The organism is Oceanimonas smirnovii ATCC BAA-899 (assembly GCF_000381965.1).
GTDB lineage: Bacteria > Pseudomonadota > Gammaproteobacteria > Enterobacterales > Aeromonadaceae > Oceanimonas > Oceanimonas smirnovii.
Window position 1 is genome coordinate 35,173 of the sequence record NZ_KB908471.1, and the last position, 20,148, is coordinate 55,320.

Genomic DNA, 20,148 nt, shown 5'->3' on the forward strand with positions numbered 1-20,148 from the left:
GCCTCACTCTGTTAACGGGAATCACGAATATGGATATGGTCAACAACACTCGGGCGGACTTCCGCCAGTCGGCCAAGGCCGATACCGTGCTGGATCGTTACGATCCCAGCTATGATCCCCTGGTGGCGGCCACGCCCGGGAAGGGTCAGCAGTATGCCCCCACTTATTGGGTTGCCACTGCCGGAACGCCGCCGGAGGATGATGGCCCCGTGACCGGTGACATGGATGTCGACGTCGTGATCATCGGCAGCGGCTTTACCGGCCTGTCAGCGGCGCTGCATCTGGCCAAGGAGCATGGCATCAAGGCCACCGTACTGGAAGCCAACCAGGTCAGCTGGGGCTGCACCAGCCGTAACGGCGGCCAGGCCCAGAACGCCTCGGGCCGGCTGACCCGCTCTCAGTGGATCAAACGCTGGGGGCTGACGACTGCCCGCAAAATGCATGATGAAGTGCAGGAAGGCTTTGATACCTTCAAGGGCCTGATCCGGGAAGGCAACATCGACTGTGATCCTCAGGATGGCGGCCACCTTTATATTGCCCACCGTGACAAAGCCATGCGCAAACTGGAAGCGGAAGCCAAAGTGCTGCGTGAACAGTTTGGCTATGACACCGAGCTGCTCGACAAGCCCACCCTGAGTCGTGATTATGTCAATGAAGCCGAGGCGGTAGGGGCCATGCACGAGCCGGAAGGCATTGGCGTGCATCCGCTCAAGTTGGCTCAGGGCTACCACCGTATGGCTCGCAATCTGGGTGCCACCATACATCCGTCTAGTCCGGTACTGGGCTGGGAAACCATTAATGGCGTACATCATATCAAGACCCCGGGCGGCACCGTCCGTGCCCGTGCTGTTGGGGTGGCCACCGGTGGCTATACCTCTCAGGGGCTGCATACCAGCCTGAACAGCAAGATCATGCCGATACTGTCCAACTCGCTGGTGACCCGGCCGCTCACCGAGCAGGAAATTGCCGCCTGCAACTTCAAGACCAATGAAGTGATCACCGACACCCGGACCCTGCGGCACTATTACCGCAAGCTGCCCGACAACCGGGTACAGATTGGCAGCCGCAGTTCCATTACCGGGGCAGATGCCGGCAATCACAAGCATCTGGAGTTACTGATTAACGGCCTGCACCGCAAGTTTCCGGCGCTTACCGGCATTCAGATCGACTATTCCTGGTGGGGCTGGGTGGATGTCAGCCACGATATGATGCCGCGCATCTATCAGCCCGACGACAAGGAGCAGATTTTCTATGCCCTGGGCTACGGCGGTAATGGTGTGATGTTCTCGGCCCACGCCGGCCGGCGCATGGCCCAGCGCATTGCCGGCATTCGCGAAGGCTTTGAGCTGCCCATTTACAACTCACCGCTGCCGGGGCACCTGTTCGCCCCCTTCCGCCGGCTGGGTCAGCGCATGCTGTACCACTGGTACCATTTGCGTGACGAAGTGCTGTAAATGAACAAATAATTGTTAACAACCCTTTTACTTTACCGCCCTCTGAGTTACAACGGCTTACATCAGAGGGCGGCTTTTTGGTACCGCCAGCAGAACTCAACTCGCTGACAGGTAAGCCTTTTCATGCTTCATTTATTTCATCTCTCCACGGAAAAAAACACCAGTCTGCAGCAACAGCTGCGTGAACAAATTGCTGCCGCCATTCTTAATGGCAATATTCCGGCGGACAGCCCGCTGCCGTCCAGCCGCAAGCTGGCCAAGCAGCTCAGCATTGCCCGCAATACGGTGGTACTGGCCTACGAGCACTTGCTGGACGACGGTTATCTTCTGGCCCGTGAGCGCAGCGGTTATTTTGTTAATCCGGAGATTTTGTCCCGTCGGCCCGAGCTGCCGGCAGAAACCGCACCGGCCAGTGAAGGCACGCCACCGGACTGGGGCCGCAAGCTCAAGATCCATCCCAGTGCCCAGCACAATATCAGCAAGCCCAAAGACTGGCAGAAGTACCCTTATTCCTTTATTTACGGCCAATTCGATCCCACCCTGTTTCCCAGCAACAACTGGCGCGAATGCTGCCGTGATGCAGTGAGTATTCCGGCTATTCGTGACTGGGCCTCCGACAGCTTTGATAATGACGATCCGCTGCTGATCGAGCAGATCCGCACTCGCCTGTTGCCACGGCGCGGGGTCTGGGCCTCGGCGGATCAGATCCTGGTCACTGTGGGGGCGCAGCAGGCGCTCTATTTGCTGGCGCGCTTACTGCTGGATAAAGACAGTACCATCGGCATTGAAGATCCCGGCTATGTGGATATTCGCAATATTGCCACCATGAACCCGGCCAAAGTGCGGCCGCTGCCGGTGGATGAGCAGGGGCTGATCATCGATGATCAGCTGGCCGGCTGCGATCTGGTGTATACCACCCCCAGTCATCAGTGCCCGACCACGGTTACCATGCCGCTGGAGCGCCGCTTTGCACTGCTGAAGCAGGCCAGTGAGCGTGATTTTCTGATTATTGAAGATGACTATGAAAGTGAAACCAACTTCAGGACCAACCCCACGCCGGCGCTGAAGAGTCTGGATGATAATGACCGGGTGCTTTATGTGGGCAGCTTATCCAAAACCCTGGCACCCGGGCTGCGGCTGGGTTATCTGGTGGGACCGGCGGAGCTGATCCGTGAAGCCCGTGCCCTGCGCCGGCTGATGCTGCGGCATCCGGCGGCCAACAACCAGCGTTCGGTGGCGCTGTTTCTGGAGCGGGGCTATCACGATGCGCTGATCATGAATCTGGCCAAAGCCTATGAGCAGCGCTGGCAGGAAATGGGCAAGGCGCTGGATGAGTTTCTGCCTTGTTCCAGCCGCCAGCCCGGCTTTGGCGGCTCCTGCTACTGGGTAAAAGGGCCGGAAGGACTCGACAGCCGTATTTTGCGTAAAGAGGCCGCTGACCGTGGCATTCTGATAGAGCCCGGCGATATTCATTTTCAGGGTGAGCAAGTGCCGCTCAACTATTTTCGGCTGGGCTATTCCTCCATTGCCGCGGATCGCATTCGTCCCGGCATAGAGTCTCTGGTGGCGCTGATCCGCGATATGACCTGAATAAAAAAAGCCCCGCATGTGCGGGGCCAAAAAGTGCAAGAGTAATAAAGCAGCATCATCAGCCCGTCAGCAGCAGGTAAGCGAGCACCAGCAGGGCGATAAAGGCGGTTTCCAGCACCACCAGCAGCACCGGCTTCCAGCCTACCGACAGAATGTCTTTCAGCTGGGTGCGCACGCCCAGAGCGGCAATGGCGGTGAGCAGCAGCCAGGATGAGCTGCCGGCCAGCGGCTGAGCCATGTTCTGAGGGATCCAGCTCAGGCTGTTGAGCACAAACAGCACCACAAAGCCGATCAAAAAGCCGGGAATGGCCACACTGCCACCGTGGCTTTGTTCGCCTTTTTTGCTGGCGGCGCGGCGGATTAGAATGCCGATGGTCATGACGATGGGCACCAGCATGGCCACCCGCAGCAGTTTCACAAAGGTGCTGAGATCACCCACTTCGGCGGACATGCTGTAGCCGGCACCCACCACCTGGGCCACATCGTGAATGGTGGCACCGATAAACAGGCCGGCTTCCTGATCCGACAGCCCCAGGCTCTCGCTTATCATGGGGTAGAAGATCATCGCCAGGGTGCTGAGGGTGGTCACGCTGATCACGGTGAACAGGGTATCGCGCTTGGCCTGCTCACTCTGGGGCAACACACTGCTGATGGCCATGGCCGCCGATGCGCCGCAAATGGCCACAGAGCCACCGGTAAGAGTACCGAATTCCTTTGAAAAGCCGAGCCAGCGGGCCATGACCACGCCAAAGCCAATGGTCAGCACCACGGCGGAGCACACCATCAGCATGGGTTGCCAGCCCAGCGTGAGCACATCGCCAAAGGTGATGCGCAGGCCCAGCATGGCAACCCCCAGCCGCAGCACGGTTTTGGCCGACAGCTCAAGACCCGGCGCGCATTGTGGCTCCTGGCTGAGAAAGTTAAACGCCAGCCCCAGCAGCAGTGCCATCAGCATGGCGGGGGCACCATAATGCTGAGACAAAAAGCTGGCGGCAATGCCAATGGTGGCAGCAACGCAAATGCCGGGAAAATAGCGCTTGCGGGTGTCGTCCAGACGGTACAGCAGGCCCATTACCGGAGAGTGGGTGTCGGCAGCCATGGAATTTCCTCCGTGAAACAAATCCAGTCAATGTTGCTGTTATGTTATTGACGATGCTGTGACCCAGGCCAATGCCATTTTCAGCCATTGCGGTTACTTTTTTGCATAGGTGTGATGTTCAGATACTAAGGACAGGTTTATGGAAACCAAATGGCTGCATGATTTTATTGCCCTCAGTGAGCAGGGCAGCTTTTCCCGGGCGGCGGAGAGCCGCTTTGTCACTCAACCCGCGTTCAGCCGCCGCATTCGTTCACTGGAAAACTGGCTGGGGGTGGCACTGGTATGCCGTAACCGTTATCCACTGGAGCTGACTCACGCCGGTGAAGCCTTTCTGGAGCAGGCCCGCCAGCTGCTGGCCCAGATTTATGGCATACGCAGCCAGCTGCGACTGAGTCAGCAACAAACTCCCGGCGTCAGCCTGATCACGCAGCCGGCGCTGGCGGTGACCTTTTTTCCCGCCTGGCTGCACCGGCTGCGCCCGGCGCTGGGCGAAGGGCTGATACGGCTTAACACAGGCCACTATCACGAGGCCATGGAGCAGTTTGTAGCCGGCGCGGTGGATTTTTTACTGTGCTTTGCCGAGCCGCAGCAGGCCGAAGCCCTGCAACGCCTGAACGTAGAGCGGCTGCAGCTGGGCCAGGACCGGCTGGTGCTGGTATCGGCTACTGACCCGCAGCATAACCCCCGCTTTCAGCTCAATCATGAACAGCCGTTGCCGCTGCTGCTCTACCCGAAAGATGCCTATCTGGGGGCTCTGGTGCAGCAGCATTGCCTGCCGGCGCTGGCAGAGCAGCCCTGGCAGCCGGTGTGTGAAAATGCACTGGGAGAAGGGCTTAAGGCCCAGCTGCTGCAAGGCGAAGGGGTGGCCTTTCTGCCGGAAAGTCTGGTGCGTGACGAGCTTACCAGCGGCCGTGTGGCGGTACTGGAGCAAAGCCCGTCACTGCAGCTTGATATTGAGCTGTGCCGGTCCGGTGAGCCCCGCTCGGAGCTTGCGGAGCGGTTCTGGCAACAGAGCACTTTACTGGCGAACAAATAAACCGGCTGGCATCATTTTTTTAACCCTGGCGTAACATGGGGAGTGAAACTGGCCCTATGTTACCTTGCCCCCCCTTCCTAAGCTGTTTCCCAAGCGAGCCACTCAGGTGCTTTTACTCTGCAGGGCCTGCTCGTCATAACCAACGCAATTGCCCGGACAGAAAACGGAAGATTGAACTCAACCCAACCGAGGCGGCTGGCATCAAGCCACCACCAACGGGAAACAGCAAAAGGAAGACAGTTATGCCACGTATGACTCCCAGTGAAGCTCTGGTCGAAACCCTGGCGGCCAACGGTGTGACCGATGTGTTCGGTATCATGGGCTCTGCCTTTATGGATGCCATGGATATTTTTGCCCCCGCCGGCATTCGTCTGATCCCCACGGTGCACGAGCAGGGGGCCGGTCACATGGCCGACGGTTATGCCCGGGTCAGCGGCCGCCACGGTGTCTGTATTGCCCAGAACGGCCCCGGTATTACCAACTTTGTCACTGCCATTGCCGCCGCCTACTGGGCCCACAGCCCGGTGGTGTGCATTACTCCGGAAACCGGCTCCATGACCCAGGGGCTGGGCGGTTTTCAGGAAGCGCAGCAGCTGCCCTTCTTTGAAACCATCACCAAATATCAGGGCCATGTGTCCAACCCGGCCCGTATGGCCGAATTTACCGCCCGCTGTTTTGACCGTGCCATGCTGGAAAACGGTCCGACTCAGCTCAATATTCCCCGGGATTTCTTCTACGGTGACATCAACGTGGAAATCCCCGAGCCGATCCGCATTGAGCGTGGTGCCGGTGGTGAGCAGAGCCTGCAGCAGGCCGCGGCGCTGCTGGCCGAAGCCCGGTTCCCGGTGATCATCTCCGGTGGCGGTGTGGTGATGGCCGACGCGGTTGAAGAATGTAAAGCGCTGGCCGAATACCTGGGCGCGCCGGTAGTGAACAGCTACCTGCATAATGATTCCTTCCCCGCCAGCCACCCGCTGTGGTGCGGCCCGCTGGGCTATCAGGGCTCCAAGGCCGGTATGAAACTGCTGTCCCGCGCCGACGTGGTGCTGGCACTGGGCACCCGTCTCGGTCCGTTCGGTACCCTGCCACAGCACGGCCTGGATTACTGGCCGAAGGAAGCCAGGATCATTCAGGTAGACTGTGATGCCAAGATGCTGGGGCTGGTGAAAAAGATCTCCGTGGGCGTGTGTGGCGATGCCAAGGCCGCTGCCGTGACCATTCTCGATCGGCTGCAGAACCTGAACGTCGCTTGTCTGGAAAATAAGGGTGCCCGCGCCACTGAAATTGCCAGCGAGAAAGAAGCCTGGGAAGCCGAGCTGGATCAGTGGATCCACGAAAAGGACGACTATTCCCTCGACATGATTGCCGAGCAGTCTGAAGAAGAGGGCAGTTATCTGCATCCGCGTCAGGTATTGCGTGAGCTGGAAAAAGCCATGCCCGAAGATGTGATGGTATCCACCGACATCGGCAACATCAACTCGGTCGCCAACAGCTATCTGCGTTTTGAAAAGCCGCGCTCTTTCTTTGCTGCCATGAGCTTTGGTAACTGTGGTTACGCTCTGCCCACCATCATTGGTGCCAAAACCGCAGCACCTCACCGTCCGGCCGTGTCCTACGCCGGTGACGGTGCCTGGGGCATGTCCATGATGGAAGTGATGACCTGTGTGCGTGAGCACATTCCGGTGACTTCCATCGTGTTCCATAATCGTCAGTGGGGGGCCGAGAAGAAGAACCAGGTCGACTTCTATAATCGTCGTTTTGTGGCCGGCGATCTGGAAAACCCGAGTTTTGCCGATATTGCCCGCTCCATGGGTGCCGAAGGTGTCACCGTCGACAAGCTGGAAGACGTGGGCCCGGCGCTGCAGAAGGCCATTACCCGCCAGATGGAAGAAGGCAAGACCACCGTTATCGAGATTATGTGTACCCGGGAGCTGGGCGACCCCTTCCGCCGGGATGCACTGTCCAAGCCGGTGCGTCATCTGGATAAGTACAAGGACTATTGCTGATAGCCAACGCTAAAGCTGCCCCTTGGGGCAGCTTTTTTGTTTGTCAGGCTGTTTACCGGCCATCATTAAAGGGAACTCAGTGATGCTCAATACTAACCCCAAACAATGCCCGGCCCATTTGCTGGAGCAGGCCCGGCAATATTCAGCCGTCCGCACTGTGGTGATCAACCCGGTTAACCGGGTGTCACTGGCCAGCGTCCGGCTGGCGCAGGATGAGGGGCTGATCATGCCCGTTCTGGTAGGCGATGAAGCACGCATGCGTGCAGAAGCCGCTGCCATGGGCTGGGATCTGGCCGGTGTGCGTCTGGTGCATGCCGCCGATGAAGCGGCCGCCGCTCAGGCCGGCGTGGCTCTGGTCAGCCGAGGCGAGGCCGACGCCATTATGAAGGGCCATGTGCATACCGACATCTTGCTGCGCGCTGTGCTCAATCGTGCCGCCGGCCTGCGTACCGACAGCCGGCTGAGCCATGTGTTTTACATGACGGTGCCGGGCAGCTGCCGGGCCCTGTGCATTACCGATGCGGTGATTAATGTGCAGCCCAATGTGCTCGACAAGCTGCATATTGCCCGCAACGCCATTGCGCTGTTGCATGCGCTGGGCTGCGAAGAGCCCAGAGTGGCGCTGTTGTCGGGCACCGAAGAAGTGAGCAAAAGCATGCCTTCAAGCCAGGATGCCGCCGAGCTGGTCAAGCTGGCCGCCATGGGGGCCTTGCCCGGGGCCGTGGTGGAAGGGCCGCTGGCGTTCGATAATGCCGTGTCCCGGGAAGCGGCCGAGATCAAGGGCATTTCCGGCCAGGTGCCCGGCAATGCCGATGTGTTGCTGGTACCCAATCTGGAGTCGGGCAACTTTCTGTTCAAGCAGATGGTGTACTTTATGGGGGCCACCGCCGCCGGTCTGGTACTGGGCGCGCGGGTTCCCGTTATTCTCACCTCTCGTGCCGATCCGCCTGAGGCCAGGCTGGCATCCTGTGCCCTGGCCAGCATAGTGCATCATAACCGTTATGGCGCGGCGCCGGTCCGCGCCACCGCCTGAACAAGGAGAACACTGATGAGTCTGAGTCGTTACGGATTTATTGTAAAAGCGCCGGATCTGGAGATGTTCAAGCATCATGGCCGCATCAAGAGTGAAGGCTTTGATCTGGCGGTGTCTGGTGTCAGCAATCTGGAAGAGGCCATTATGGCTGCTCAGGAAATGCTGACCCGGCGTATTGAACTGATCGAGTTGTGCGGCGGCTTTACCGCCGAGGAAGAAGCACAGATCCGTGAGGCGATCAACGATCATGTGCCTCTTGGGCGGGCGGTGATCCGCCCGCAGGATCAGGGGCGGATCCAGTGGCCCTGATCCGCTGTTATACCAGGTAGATCAGAAAAAAGCCGGACAACAGTCCGGTTTTTTATTGGAGACTGAAGCGCGTTCAGGAGCCTTTCTTTTCCGGGCGGGGCACTATCAGGGTGGGAATGCGTGACTCCCGCAGTACGTTCTTGGCCACACTGCCCAGCAAGGTATGAAACCAGCCTTTTTCGTGCGCCCCCATAATAATCAAATCGCACTCCAGCTCTTTTGAACGGGCCAGAATGGTCTGTACCGGGTAGCCCTCCACCACTTCACAACTTACCACCTTGCTGCGCAGAGCCTGTTCTTCCGGCGCTATCTGCTCCCAGAAATAATCCTGGCGTTGCTGCAGCTGAGCTTGGGCATTGTTCAGGCGCTGATGCAGAAACTCTTCCCGGCTGCTCTGGTTAAGAATGTAAGACTGCAGCGTCAGTTTCTCATCGCCGGACAGCTGCTCCACCACCTTGAGAATATGAATATCGGCACCGGTTTCCCTGGCCAGGTAAACGGCATACTGAAAGGCATAAGAGGCGTTCTTGGACAGGTCTGTGCAATACAGGATTCGGTTCACTTGCGGCAGCATGGGCATTTCCTCATTGACTGAAACGGAAAACGATCAGCATAGCGGCTGATCGATGACATTATCATGATAGTGCCGGCCTGAATAATTCATTGATAATGATCAGGCCGGTATTCGGTTACCGGATACTAGTAGCCAAGCAGCCTTGGCAGGAACAGGGTAATTTCCGGAACAAAAGCAATAATAAACACGGCGGTCACCGAGGTCAGGGCAAAGGGCAGAGCCCGTACCGAAATTTCTTCAATGGAGGTTCCCGAGACGCCCGAGGCAATAAACAGGTTCTCACCCAGGGGCGGCGTCTGAAAGCCAATCGACAGACAGCACACCACCACAATGCCAAAGTGCACCGGATCAATGCCCAGGCTGTAGGCCACCGGCAGCAGCACCGGCGTCAGGATCAGAATGGCGGCCAGGGTCTCCATAAACATGCCCACAAACAGCAGAAAGAAAATAATCAGCGCCCAGATAAGATAAATATTGCTGGTCAGCTCCAGCATGGAGGAAGCCACTATGGCCGGAATCTGGTTCTCTACCAGCAGCCGGCCAAAGACGGTGGCGGTAAACAGGATCAGCAGCACGCGGCCGGTGAGCCAGGTGGTGGTTTCCAGCGAGCGCAGCACGTCCTTTATCTTCAGCTCCCGGTGCACAAAAAAGCCGATAAACAGGGTGTAGAAGATGGCCACAATGGCCGACTCGGTGGGCGTGAACAGGCCACTGTAAATGCCACCCAGAATAACAATGGGGGCCAGCACCGACCAGGTGCCTCTGCGCAGCATGGTCAGAATATTGGCACCGGACCAGCCGTCGGTGGTGCCCTTGTAACCCTGCTTCTTGCACAGGAAGTAGTTCATGGTCAGCAGGCCGCAAGACAGCACCAGACCGGGGAAAAAGCCCGCGATAAACAGCTTGGGAATGGACACCGACTGAAACTGGCCATGTTCGGCTACCGCTTCCGGCGGCGCCATCAGGCCAATGGCGGAAATGCCGAAGATCACCATGGGAATGGAGGGCGGAATTACCACGCCAAGGCCACCGGAAGAGGCAGTAATGGCAGAGGCATAGCCCTTGCCATAACCTCTGTCGATCATGGCCGGAATCATCAGCATGCCCACGGCGGCGGTAGTGGCCGGGCCCGAGCCGGAAATGGCACCAAAGAACATGCAGGCCATCACGGTGGCGGCCGACATGCCGCCGGTAAAGGGGCCGGCAAAGCTTTCCGCCAGATCCACCAGCCGTTTGGAGATGCCGGCCGCCTCCATCAGGGCACCGGCCAGAATAAAGGCGGGCAGCGCCATTAACGGAAAGGAGCCCACGGAGGTAAAGGCAATTTGCACAAATTTGATGGGGTTTTCACCCAGATACAGAAAGGATGCCAGCGCCGACACTCCCAGCGACACACTGATGGGGGCACCCAGCAGCAGCAGAACCAGAAAGCTGCCGAACAAGATTAATACGACGGATGATTCAACCATGATGCGCTCCCGCTTTGACTCGTCCTTGGGTGGGGGACCGGGATTCTTTGTCAGCTACCGGTTTGCTGTTTGCCTGCTGCTCTGCCGAGTCCATCAGCTTTGCTACTTCCAGCGACTCGGGATCGCGAATATCAATGCCCTTGACCAGTTTGTAGTAGTTCACCTGCAGAATGCGGAAGGTCATTAACGCAAAGGCAACGGGCAGAATGACGTAAACATATTTCATCGGAAATCCAAGGGTCTGGGACTTCCAGAACAGGTTCATTTTATTAAAGACAAAGTCATAGCTGAGCCAGACAAAATAGCTGTTAAAGCCCACCCAGATAAGATCGGCCAGCGCCTCGCTGTAGACAGCGACCCTGGGCGGAAACAGTTTGAACTGAAAGGTCACCCGGTTGTGCGCGGCCAGCTTGGTGGCATAGCTGGCACCAAAGTACACAAACCACACAAACATGTAGGTAGACAGCTCCTCGCTCCAGGATATGGAGTGGTTAAACAGCTGCCGGGAAACAATCTGAATAAACAGAATCACCACAAAGGTGGCAAGGAGCGTGCTGCAGATAACACGCTCTATATTGTCGATAACACGGTAGATAATGATGCCAATAGACATGGCCGGCTCCTCCCTGATGCACACAGCCCCCGATAATATCGGGGGCAGGCAGTGATAGCGGGGTGATTAAAGGGTGTCTCGGCCCAGCGATTGCAGGATTTGATTGAGCTTGTCTTTGCCTCCCACCAGGTCGTAATACTTGGGCCAGACCTGGCTGACTGCCTTATCCATCCACTCTTTTTCGCCGTTGGCGGGCTCGCTGATTTCCATGCCGTTGCTCACCAGTTCGCTCTTGATGCGCTCTTCCTGGGCCACCAGCCACTGGGCACTGTGCTCGGTGGCGGCCTTGCCGGCAGCCAGAATGGCCTGCTGCACCTCTTTCGGCTGTTCCTGGAACACGGCTTCCGACATGATCAACGGCTCAATGGAGAACAGATAGCGAATGTTGGTGATGTATTTCTGCACTTCATCAAACTTCATGGCAGACACGGTAATGTAGGGGTTGTCCTGTCCGTCTACCACGCCCATCTGCAGGCCGGTAAAGGTTTCGGACCAGGCCATGGGGGTGGGGTTGATGCCCCAGGCGCGATAGGTATCGATCATGATTTCGTTGTTGGGCACTCGAATCTTGAGACCGTCGAGATCGTTCAGGCTGGACACCGGACGGCTGGAGTTGGTCAGCACACGAAAGCCCGAGTAAGCCCAGCCCACAATGCGCACACCGGCATCGCGAATGGTGTTGTCTACCAGCTGCTGGCCCACTTCACCCTGGGTCAGGGTGACCGCATCGTCCAGGCTGTGCACCATGTAGGGCAGGGTCAGCACGCCCACAGAGGGTGAAAAGGGGGTCACGTTATTAATGGCCAGAATGGAGAAGTCGAGCAACCCCATGGAAGCGTCGTTAACCGTGGCCTGTTCATCACCCAGCTGGCCGTTCAGAAATAACTGAGTGTCGTGTTTGCCACCGGTGCGCTCTTTCAGCTGTTTGGAAAAAGCTTTGCCGAGTTCATGCTGGGTGCCGCCGGCACCATCACCCACTGCAACCCGAAAGGTCTTTGCCAGAACCTGAGGGCTGGCCATGGCAGCACCAAGGCACAGGGCAAGAGACAGGGATTTCACAAAACGCTGCTTGAATATCATGGTATTTGCTCCAGTTGTGTGGCCCGGTGAGACCGGGCGTTTACCTTCCGTGATAGCCGGAGTTGTTGCACTCCGCAGACTGGTTCAATGTGCCGCTCGCTCCTGAAGAGGCTGAGCGGCCGGTTAAGGTGTCCGGCTTTCCTTAAAGCCTGACAATATCTTTGATTGAGGCTGTTAAATTGGCTAGGGCCACTTGTATTTTGCTGCTGGGTCCAGAATTAAAGTTAATTAAAATCAAAGACTTAATTGATATTTTTGTAAAAAAGTTGTTAATTATAATGCAGTGAAGAGCAGGCTGTCTGTATTTATGTTCAGCCCCGTATGCTTCTTGAAAGCAGGGCCAGAATTTCATCAAAGATGGGGTTGTCTGGTGCCTGCTCCAGATCCAGCAGCTGGCTGTGGCGGTAATAGCGGCTCAGATCCAGCCCCACGCCCAGCGCGCACAGCCGAATGCGCGGATCGGCATCAATGCGGCCGGCCACCGCCATCAGATGACTGTCGAGAATATCCTGCTCGTTGCTCTGGCGGGTGGCGGTATCCATGGGGCAGCCATCGGAGATCACCAGCAGAATACGCTCGTTCACCTGCTCGGCGAGCAGCCGCTGCTCTGCCCACAGCAAGGCTTCGCCGTCCAGTCCTTCACGAAACATATCGCCCTTGAGCAGGGCGGCCAGGCTGGCTCTGGCCCGACGCCAGGAGGTATCGGCATTTTTGTAAATCAGGTGGCAACGTTCGTTAAGACGCCCCGGATTGGCTGGTTGGCCCCGGCGCTGCCAGTCTTTGAGAGGCTTGCCGCCGTTCCAGTGACCGGTAGTAAAGCCCAGCACTTCAGTGCGGGCACCGGTGCGTTCCAGCCCCCGCACCAGTAAATCGGTCAGCATGGCGATATGCTCCATGTGGTTACGCATGGAGCCGGAGTTATCCACCAGAATGGTCACAGCGGCATTGGCCCGCCATTCATTCCTGGGTTGCTTGAAGACACGGTGATCAGCCTGGCTGGTGACCAGAGTAGCCAGCCGGCGGCCATCAAGCAGGCCTTCTTCCTCGCCAAAGCGCCAGCCGTCATTCTCGGGCCGGGCCAGCAGCCGGCGCAGTTTTTTGGTCAGGCCATTAACATTAAGACCCTGCTCGCGAATGCGCTCATCCAGCTGATGGCGCAGCCGGATAAGCAGCTCGGGCCGTACCTTCTTGTCTGCCCGCCATTCCTTGTCGTACTGGCTGGTAAAAATGCGATAACCGGCCTCAGCGTCACTGTTCCTGGGTGATCCCGTGCCGGCAACACTGACTCCTTCCTCGCCGTCGCCATCAACATCCAGCAGCAGGCCAAAGCGCTGGCTGATTTCCTCCAGTGCCTCTTTACTTTGCTCATCGTCGGCCAGTTGTTGCTGCAGATCGTCAATCAGGCCGTTCACGGTCAGCGCAATGGCCCGGGCCTGCTCGCCAAAGGCGGCCTGATCATCGCGATGGCGGCGCATGCGACCAAAGGGCTGGCCGATTTCCCGCAGCAAAAACATGCGGGTCGATTCGATCAGCATCTCGGTGCCTTCATCAATGGGGCCACCGCCCAGCTGGACCCAGCTCATCATCGACAGGGTAAACAGCAGCAGCCCCAAGTGACTTTCGGTCTGGCCCGAGGCCAGAAAGCGGTTGCTCCAGACGCTGAAACGATAATGCAGGTTACGGCGGCTGCCGGGGTGATGGGCGGGCACCAGAGACTCGACCCTGAGCTGCTCCAGCAACTCAAACACCAGCCGGGCCACCGGAGACTCAGGCAGCAGGCTCAGGTGCAATTCGGGATCATGATGGCGCAGGCGCAGAGCAATGGCATCAGCCACGCCCCGGCATGAGCCCCAGTCGTCCTGTTGTGCATCTAGCTGCAGGTGCGGAGCACGCAGCGGACAGGCCTTGCCCTGCCATTCCAGCCGGTGGCCCCGGTAGCGCACTTCCCGTTGTGCCGACTGCGCTCTGATCAGCGCCGCGCACAGCTCTTCCAGCCGTTGCTGGCGGCGGGAAGCTGCCGCCGGATCCTGAGCGTGAGTAGAATCAGCCATGGTTCAGACTGCCGTCAGTTGCAGGGCTTGCGGCTCGGCCAGCTCCTGATCGAAGCAGCGCTGATAATATTCTGCCACCAGCGGCCGTTCGGCTTCATCGCATTTATTCAGAAACGACAGCCGGAATGCCAGCGCCGCATCGTGAAAGATCTCGGTATTTTCGGCCCAGGCGATCAGAGTGCGCGGTGACATCAGGGTGGACAGATCGCCGGCGGCAAAACCGGCCCGGGTCAGCTCCGCCACCGCCACCATTTGGCTGATCAGTTCATGGCCGCGGGCATCGTTATAGCGGGGCACCTTGCCCTGAATAATGCTGATTTCATCTTCCCGGGGCAGATAGTCCAGTTTGGCCACTATGTTCCAGCGGTCCATCTGGGCCTGGTTAATCTGCTGAGTGCCGTGATACAGGCCGGTCACATTACCCAGGCCCACCGTATTGGCGGTGGCGAACAGCCGGAAATGGGGGTTGGGGCTGATCACCTGATTCTGATCGAGCAGAGTGAATTTGCCGTCCTGCTCCAGAATGCGCTGGATCACGAACATCACATCCGGGCGGCCGGCATCGAATTCGTCAAAGATCAGCGCGACCGGCCGGCGCAGTGCCCAGGGCACTATGCCTTCCTGAAAACGGGTGATCTGCTTGCCTTCTTCCAGCACGATTGTGTCTTTGCCCACCAGATCCAGGCGGCTGATGTGGCCGTCCAGGTTGACCCGCACGCAGGGCCAGTTAAGACGGGCCGCTACCTGCTCAATGTGGGTCGATTTACCGGTGCCGTGCAGGCCCTGCAACAGTACCCGGCGGTTACGGGTAAAGCCGGCCAGAATGGCCAGGGTCACATCCGGATTAAAACAATAGTTGGGATCAATCTCGGGTACATGTTCGTCTCTGTGCTCAAATACCGGCACCTGCATGTCTATATCGAGACTGAACAGCTCGCGCACCGGGCGCAGCTGGCTGGGATGGTCGTGAAGAAGATCGGTCATGGCTCTGGTTCCGGCTGAAAGTAACAAAGTGTTAACACTCTAACCTTCATCATCAGCCTGAACAGGGCCAGTTGCGGTCTGGCCATGCAGCCAGTGGGCGAGCTGCAGCTAAGTGCAGCTTGTGCGGTTGATCAGCCTCCGCCTGCTTCGGGTTGCCCCGGCGGATGAATATGGCACTCTCTGAAAATGCGGGCGGTACAGGTGCGGCACACCTCGGCATTGAGCTGATCATAAATGCGGTGAATGGCCTGGCCCTTGTTAATAAACACATGGTCCCGGCGAATTTCATCGAGCCGGTTATTGCGCAGCAGAAACCGGATGACGCCTTCGCGCAGGTTGCACAGATACAGATCGCCCCCCATGGCGCGGCGGCGTTCGGCTTCCTGCACCAGCATGTCGACCCCCACCATATCGATAAAGTTAATGCCGTTACCCACAATCAGCAGGCGGGGCTCACGAATGGCCTGCAGATCTTCCTGCACATGGTTCACCGCGCCAAAGAACAGCGAGCCTTCAATGCGAATAATGCGCAGCTGGGGGCAATAGGGCAGACGTCGGCGTTCCGCGTTAACAAACAGCGGATGCTTGCTGTCGGGGTCCGGCAGAATAGACACCACCCGCGGCGTGGACGTGCGCTTTAAGTAAAACACCAGCGACAGTATTACCCCGGTATAAATGGCGAATTCCAGCTCAACCAGCAGGGTGGCGGCAAAAGTGGCGGCCAGCACCGCTGTCTCGGAGCGCGAGCCCAGTACAATCAGCCGAATATGACGAAAGTCGATCAGGTTCCAGGCCACCACCAGCAGCAAGCCGGCCATGGCCGGCAGCGGCAGCCAGGTGGTAATGCCGGGAAACAACAGCACAATCAGCAGTAAAAAAACCGAGGCAAAAATGGCCGCCATGGGCGTGCGGGCACCGGAGGTGTAGTTGATGCCGGAGCGGCTGAAAGAGCCCGACGAGGCATAACAGGAAAAAAAGGCACCCACTATGTTGGATAAGCCCTGACCCACAAATTCCTGATTATCGTCCAGCCGCTGATGCGAGCGGCTGGCAATGGCGCGGGAAATGGCGGCGGCTTCCACCAGCCCCAGCAAACTAATGGCCAGCGCCCCCGGTGCCAGCGCGCTGATGCTGGACAGGCTGAAGTCGGGCAGGCTCAGGGGTGGCAGCCCGGAAGGAATGGCTCCCACCAGGGCAATGTGTTCATGCCCCGGATCTATCAATACCGCCAGGCCACTGGCCAGTGCCAGGGCCAGCAGCATATTGGGCCAGCGCGGCCGCCAGCGTTTTATCAGCACACAGGCCAGCACGGTAAACAGCGCCACCGACAGGGTGTAATAGTCTACTTCCTGCACGTGCTGCAGCAGCTGCCACCAGGTGCCGGTGACATTACCGCTGTTTTCTATGCTGATACCCAGCAGCGCCGGCAGTTGACTGGAGGCGATCACCACGGCAGCACCGGCGGTAAAGCCAATGACCACCGACTGAGACACAAAATTCACCAGCACCCCAAGCCGCGCCAGGGCCAGCACCAGCTGAAACACTCCTTTCATCAGCGTCAGCGTTAACGCCAGTGCAATAAAGGTGCTGGTGCCCGGCTCCGCCAGCGGACTGACCGAAGTAAATACCACTACCGACATGGCCGCAGTGGGGCCGGAGATCAAATGCCAGGACGAGCCGAACAGGGCGGCGATCACGGCGGGAATAATGGCGGCATACAGGCCGTATTCCGGCGGCAGACCGGCAATCAGGGCATAGGCGACGCCCTGAGGCAGCACCACTATCGCATTGGTCAGGCCCGACTGAGCATCGGCCCGCAGGCTGGCCCCATTGACCATGGGCCACCAGCCCAGAAAAGGCAGCAAACGCTGCACACGTGAAAAACCGCCGGCCTTTGGCTCGGGCATAAATATCCTCCCTGGTTCCATAGCGCACGAACAACTGGCCTTTGCAGGCCCGTTAACCTTTTATTAACGTCTGTCGCAGCACTTAGTATACCAGCCGATTTTATTACCGAGGGCGCGGTGAGCCCTGCACAAGGAGCCGTGTGATGACTTTTGTTTCCTTTGACCCCAGCTCTGGCCGTGTGCTGGCCCATCATGCCTGTTTAAGTGAGACTGAGCTGGAGCATCGCCTCAGCCGGGCATTCCAGACTACCCAGGCCTGGCAGCAGACGGTGCCTGCCGAGCGTTCAGCCTTATTGTTCAGGCTGGCATCCACACTATCGGAAAAACGTGAGTCATTGGCCCGCGAGCTGAGCCATGAAACCGGCACCCTGCTGGCCGATTGCCTGCGCGAGATAGAGCGCTGCGCCGAAGAATGCACTCACTTTGCCGCTCATGGCCAGGCCATGTTGCCGGCGGCACGCAGCCAGATAAGCCAGCTGCCCATCGGGCTGATGCTGGCGCTCACCGCTGGGCCGGCACCGCTGTGGCAATGCTTTCGGCTGCTGGCACCGGCGTTAATGGCCGGCAATGGCCTGCTGCTCAAGCCTGCCGGGCACTTATCCCGGCTTGTTACTCTGCTGGAACAACTGTTGTCTGATGCGGATTTGCCGCAAGGCCTGGTAACGCCCCTGCGTATCTCCAAAGAGCAGGTTGCTGCCCTGGTGGCAGACTCACGCATTGCCGGTCTGGCTTACAGTGGTGAGCACAAAGGCGGTGCGGCCATGGCGGCGCTGGCCGGGGCTCAGCTTAAGCCGGTCAGGCTGGATCTGGCGCGGGCCAATGTACAGCTGATCCTGGATGATGCCGAGCTGGAGCCGGCGGTGGAGTCGGTGCTCAACAGCTGTTTTCGTTATCGCACCAGCTGGCGTCAGAGTGAGGGAGGCGTGCTGATTACGCCGGCACTGGCCGATGCGTTTCTTGAGCAACTTGCCACCAGGCTGATTCATCTGGAAACCGGACAACCCGGTCATCCTGCTGCCGATATCGGCCCCCTGGCTAAAAGCGGACAGCGGGAATGGCTGGAGCGTCAGCTGCGCGAGGCCGAGCGGCAAGGTGGCCGCATTCGTTGTGGCGGCGTGATGCCCGATGAGCCGGGCTGGTATTATCCGGCTACCTTAATTGAGGGCGACAAGCCAGCTCAGACGCTGTTCCCGGCCTGGCCGGCAGGGCCATTCTGTGGCGTGCTGCGGGTGGCGGATGAGGCCGCCATGACAGCGCTCTGCCATGATCTGAATACTGATGGCGTGGCCTCGATCTGGACCAGGGATCGTGCCCGGGGAGAGCAGCTGGCGCGCACGTTGCCCTTTGATGTGTGCCGGGTTAACCCTGATCCTTATCATGGCCGGCACTGGCCGCCTTATTCCGAGCCGGAGCAACGACCGGCGCTCAAGGAGTTTTGCCGCACTAAAACCGTGCTGGTCTCGGCCTGAGCTCACTGGTTCTAATGCGGTGATAAAACTGGCCCTGTCTGTTGAAGCCGGGCCGGGCTACCATACCCGGCCTGTTGCCAGCTCCGCTCGAATTTGTGCCGGTGCTGCTCAAGGAAGAAAGGTTTAAGCAACAGTGTATTCTGCCTGACCGGCAGAGTGATGTTGAGTCATCTACTTTTGAGCGAGCAGCAATGAGCCATTCCTATCCTACTCTTGCCCAGATGGGCATCACGTCTTTTGACAATATCAGCCGCTATCAGCTGCGCCGTGAAGGGCGTGCCGATGTACTCAAGATTTACTATCACAGACCCAAAGGCTCCTTATTGTCGCGCAGCAAAAAGTTTACTTTTGCCCGTCCCAAATCATTGGGGCCGATGGAGTTTCAGAAAACCGAGCAATGGCACCAGCTGGAAGACACCAGCCCGGTGTTGCGCCAGGCTCTGTGTGAACTGCATCAGTTGCTGGGCGAAGAAGTGGCATCCGATGACGCCACCGCCAGCACCAAGCAGCAGCTACTGGAAGATCTGGAGCATATGGAGCGGGTCATGCAAGACAAGCTGGACGAGCTGCGTCGTCAGATTGAAGCACTGAAATAACAGGCAACAATGGACCCCCGCCTTAGCGGGGGTGACAAATGAGAATGCTCAGGCCTGAGCCTGCTGCTGGCGCAGCATGGACTCGGCCATTTTTTTGCCAAACAATTCCATGACCGCGGCTTCATCGTCGCCGGCTTCCTGCAATGCGGCCACCATGGCAGCCAGAGTGGGCTGTGTCTTTTCCACCAGCTGCTGCACATATTGCTCTGCACTGACATGAGTCAGGGCTTCATATTGCTCAAACAGAGCAGCAAGTTCTGGGTTCAATTCCAGAGTAAGAGGTTGTGCGGCCATGACGGCTCCTTGTCTTGTTTCAGTATTGTTAGCCCCACTCTATGAAGAGCGTCAGGCCGGTATTAGCACCAGCTGCACCTTCTCTGTAGGGCCAGCTGGTCTCAACACTTTTAATAACTGGCTCTATTGATGCTGTAAGAAAGTGCATAGCCTTCAGGTTAATTTTTTGTGATCAAGTTGTGTGGAGAAAGTTGTCATGACACAGAATTATTCCACTCTGGCGGCCATGGGCATTGAAGATCTGGAGCAAATCAGCCGTTTTCGTCTGTGCGACGGTGACGCCCATAAAGAGCTCAAAATCTGGTTTGAGCGTGCCCCCGATTCCTGCCTGCCCGACAGCCTCAAGTTTCGTTTTCCCAAGGTGATCAACCGGGAAGTAGCCCACACCCTGGACAATGCCATTGAAGAGCTGGAGCAGCTGCTGGGCAAGGAAAGTTCACGAGAGCGGCTGCTGCTGGAGCTGGGCCGCTTTGAGCAGGTGATGAACGATAAAATGAATGAATTGCGCCGGCGTATGAGCCGGCTGGTATGACGGAACAAAGCCAATAAAAAAGCCACCGCGAGCGGTGGCTTTTTACTTTCCA

The 20,148-nt window shown here is 58.1% G+C and carries 18 protein-coding genes; 9 read left to right on the forward strand and 9 right to left on the reverse strand.

Going from position 1 to position 20,148, the window contains the following annotated elements:
- Positions 1-29: 29 nt before the first annotated feature.
- Positions 30-1,454: an NAD(P)/FAD-dependent oxidoreductase gene (locus tag G364_RS0115165; protein ID WP_019935990.1), complete on the forward strand. Its 1,425-nt coding sequence runs from the start codon at positions 30-32 to the stop codon at positions 1,452-1,454.
- 123 nt (positions 1,455-1,577) lie between these two features.
- Positions 1,578-3,044 carry a MocR-like pyridoxine biosynthesis transcription factor PdxR gene (pdxR, locus tag G364_RS0115170; RefSeq protein ID WP_019935991.1) on the forward strand — a complete coding sequence of 489 codons (1,467 nt, stop codon included), beginning with the start codon at positions 1,578-1,580 and terminating at the stop codon, positions 3,042-3,044.
- A gap of 58 nt (positions 3,045-3,102) precedes the next feature.
- On the opposite strand, the gene G364_RS0115175 is transcribed toward pdxR, so the two are convergent.
- Positions 3,103-4,143, reverse strand: coding sequence for a YeiH family protein (locus tag G364_RS0115175; protein WP_019935992.1), 1,041 nt, complete (start codon positions 4,141-4,143; stop codon positions 3,103-3,105).
- Between the two features lie 139 nt (positions 4,144-4,282).
- On the opposite strand from G364_RS0115175, the gene G364_RS0115180 reads away from it, so the two are divergent.
- The 4 genes from G364_RS0115180 to G364_RS0115195 all read left to right on the forward strand — a co-directional run bounded on the left by G364_RS0115180 (position 4,283) and on the right by G364_RS0115195 (position 8,527).
- The gene (locus tag G364_RS0115180) at positions 4,283-5,179 is read left to right on the forward strand and encodes a LysR family transcriptional regulator (RefSeq protein WP_019935993.1); all 897 of its coding nucleotides are present in this window, start codon (positions 4,283-4,285) and stop codon (positions 5,177-5,179) included.
- Between the two features lie 242 nt (positions 5,180-5,421).
- Positions 5,422-7,185 (forward strand): sulfoacetaldehyde acetyltransferase, encoded by a 1,764-nt coding sequence (xsc, locus tag G364_RS0115185; protein ID WP_019935994.1) that lies wholly within the window; start codon positions 5,422-5,424, stop codon positions 7,183-7,185.
- Positions 7,186-7,267: 82 nt separating this feature from the next.
- A complete protein-coding gene (locus tag G364_RS0115190) occupies positions 7,268-8,218 on the forward strand; it encodes a bifunctional enoyl-CoA hydratase/phosphate acetyltransferase (RefSeq protein WP_019935995.1) in 951 nt (316 codons plus the stop codon).
- Between the two features lie 15 nt (positions 8,219-8,233).
- A complete protein-coding gene (locus tag G364_RS0115195) occupies positions 8,234-8,527 on the forward strand; it encodes a DUF6506 family protein (protein ID WP_019935996.1) in 294 nt (97 codons plus the stop codon).
- A gap of 73 nt (positions 8,528-8,600) precedes the next feature.
- On the opposite strand, the gene G364_RS0115200 is transcribed toward G364_RS0115195, so the two are convergent.
- The 7 genes from G364_RS0115200 to G364_RS0115230 all read right to left on the reverse strand — a co-directional run bounded on the left by G364_RS0115200 (position 8,601) and on the right by G364_RS0115230 (position 17,205).
- A complete protein-coding gene (locus G364_RS0115200; RefSeq protein WP_019935997.1) occupies positions 8,601-9,101 on the reverse strand; it encodes a universal stress protein in 501 nt (166 codons plus the stop codon).
- Positions 9,102-9,226: 125 nt separating this feature from the next.
- Positions 9,227-10,570 carry a TRAP transporter large permease gene (locus G364_RS0115205; RefSeq protein ID WP_019935998.1) on the reverse strand — a complete coding sequence of 448 codons (1,344 nt, stop codon included), beginning with the start codon at positions 10,568-10,570 and terminating at the stop codon, positions 9,227-9,229.
- Entirely contained in the window at positions 10,563-11,183 is a 621-nt protein-coding gene (locus G364_RS0115210) for a TRAP transporter small permease (RefSeq protein WP_019935999.1), read from the reverse strand. Before G364_RS0115210 ends, G364_RS0115205 begins: the two co-directional genes overlap by 8 nt.
- Before the next feature lie 66 nt (positions 11,184-11,249).
- Entirely contained in the window at positions 11,250-12,263 is a 1,014-nt protein-coding gene (locus tag G364_RS0115215; protein ID WP_019936000.1) for a TRAP transporter substrate-binding protein, read from the reverse strand.
- Between the two features lie 311 nt (positions 12,264-12,574).
- Positions 12,575-14,314, reverse strand: coding sequence for a cobaltochelatase CobT-related protein (locus G364_RS0115220; protein ID WP_019936001.1), 1,740 nt, complete (start codon positions 14,312-14,314; stop codon positions 12,575-12,577).
- Between the two features lie 3 nt (positions 14,315-14,317).
- Positions 14,318-15,298, reverse strand: a complete 981-nt coding sequence (locus G364_RS0115225) for an AAA family ATPase (protein WP_019936002.1) — start codon at positions 15,296-15,298, stop codon at positions 14,318-14,320.
- A 131-nt stretch (positions 15,299-15,429) separates the two neighbouring features.
- The gene (locus G364_RS0115230; RefSeq protein ID WP_019936003.1) at positions 15,430-17,205 is read right to left on the reverse strand and encodes a SulP family inorganic anion transporter; all 1,776 of its coding nucleotides are present in this window, start codon (positions 17,203-17,205) and stop codon (positions 15,430-15,432) included.
- A gap of 143 nt (positions 17,206-17,348) precedes the next feature.
- Between G364_RS0115230 and G364_RS0115235 the strand changes: the two genes are divergently transcribed.
- Positions 17,349-18,674, forward strand: a complete 1,326-nt coding sequence (locus G364_RS0115235) for an aldehyde dehydrogenase family protein (protein ID WP_019936004.1) — start codon at positions 17,349-17,351, stop codon at positions 18,672-18,674.
- A gap of 191 nt (positions 18,675-18,865) precedes the next feature.
- Positions 18,866-19,270, forward strand: a complete 405-nt coding sequence (locus tag G364_RS0115240) for a DUF3461 family protein (protein ID WP_026344942.1) — start codon at positions 18,866-18,868, stop codon at positions 19,268-19,270.
- Between the two features lie 48 nt (positions 19,271-19,318).
- Here the strand turns inward: G364_RS0115240 and G364_RS0115245 are convergent, their stop codons facing one another.
- Complete coding sequence (locus G364_RS0115245) at positions 19,319-19,564, reverse strand: hypothetical protein (protein WP_019936006.1); 246 nt, start codon at positions 19,562-19,564, stop codon at positions 19,319-19,321.
- 196 nt (positions 19,565-19,760) lie between these two features.
- Here G364_RS0115245 and G364_RS0115250 point away from each other — a divergent pair, with 196 nt between their 5' ends.
- Positions 19,761-20,096: a DUF3461 family protein gene (locus tag G364_RS0115250; protein WP_019936007.1), complete on the forward strand. Its 336-nt coding sequence runs from the start codon at positions 19,761-19,763 to the stop codon at positions 20,094-20,096.
- The last annotated feature ends 52 nt before the right edge of the window (positions 20,097-20,148 follow it).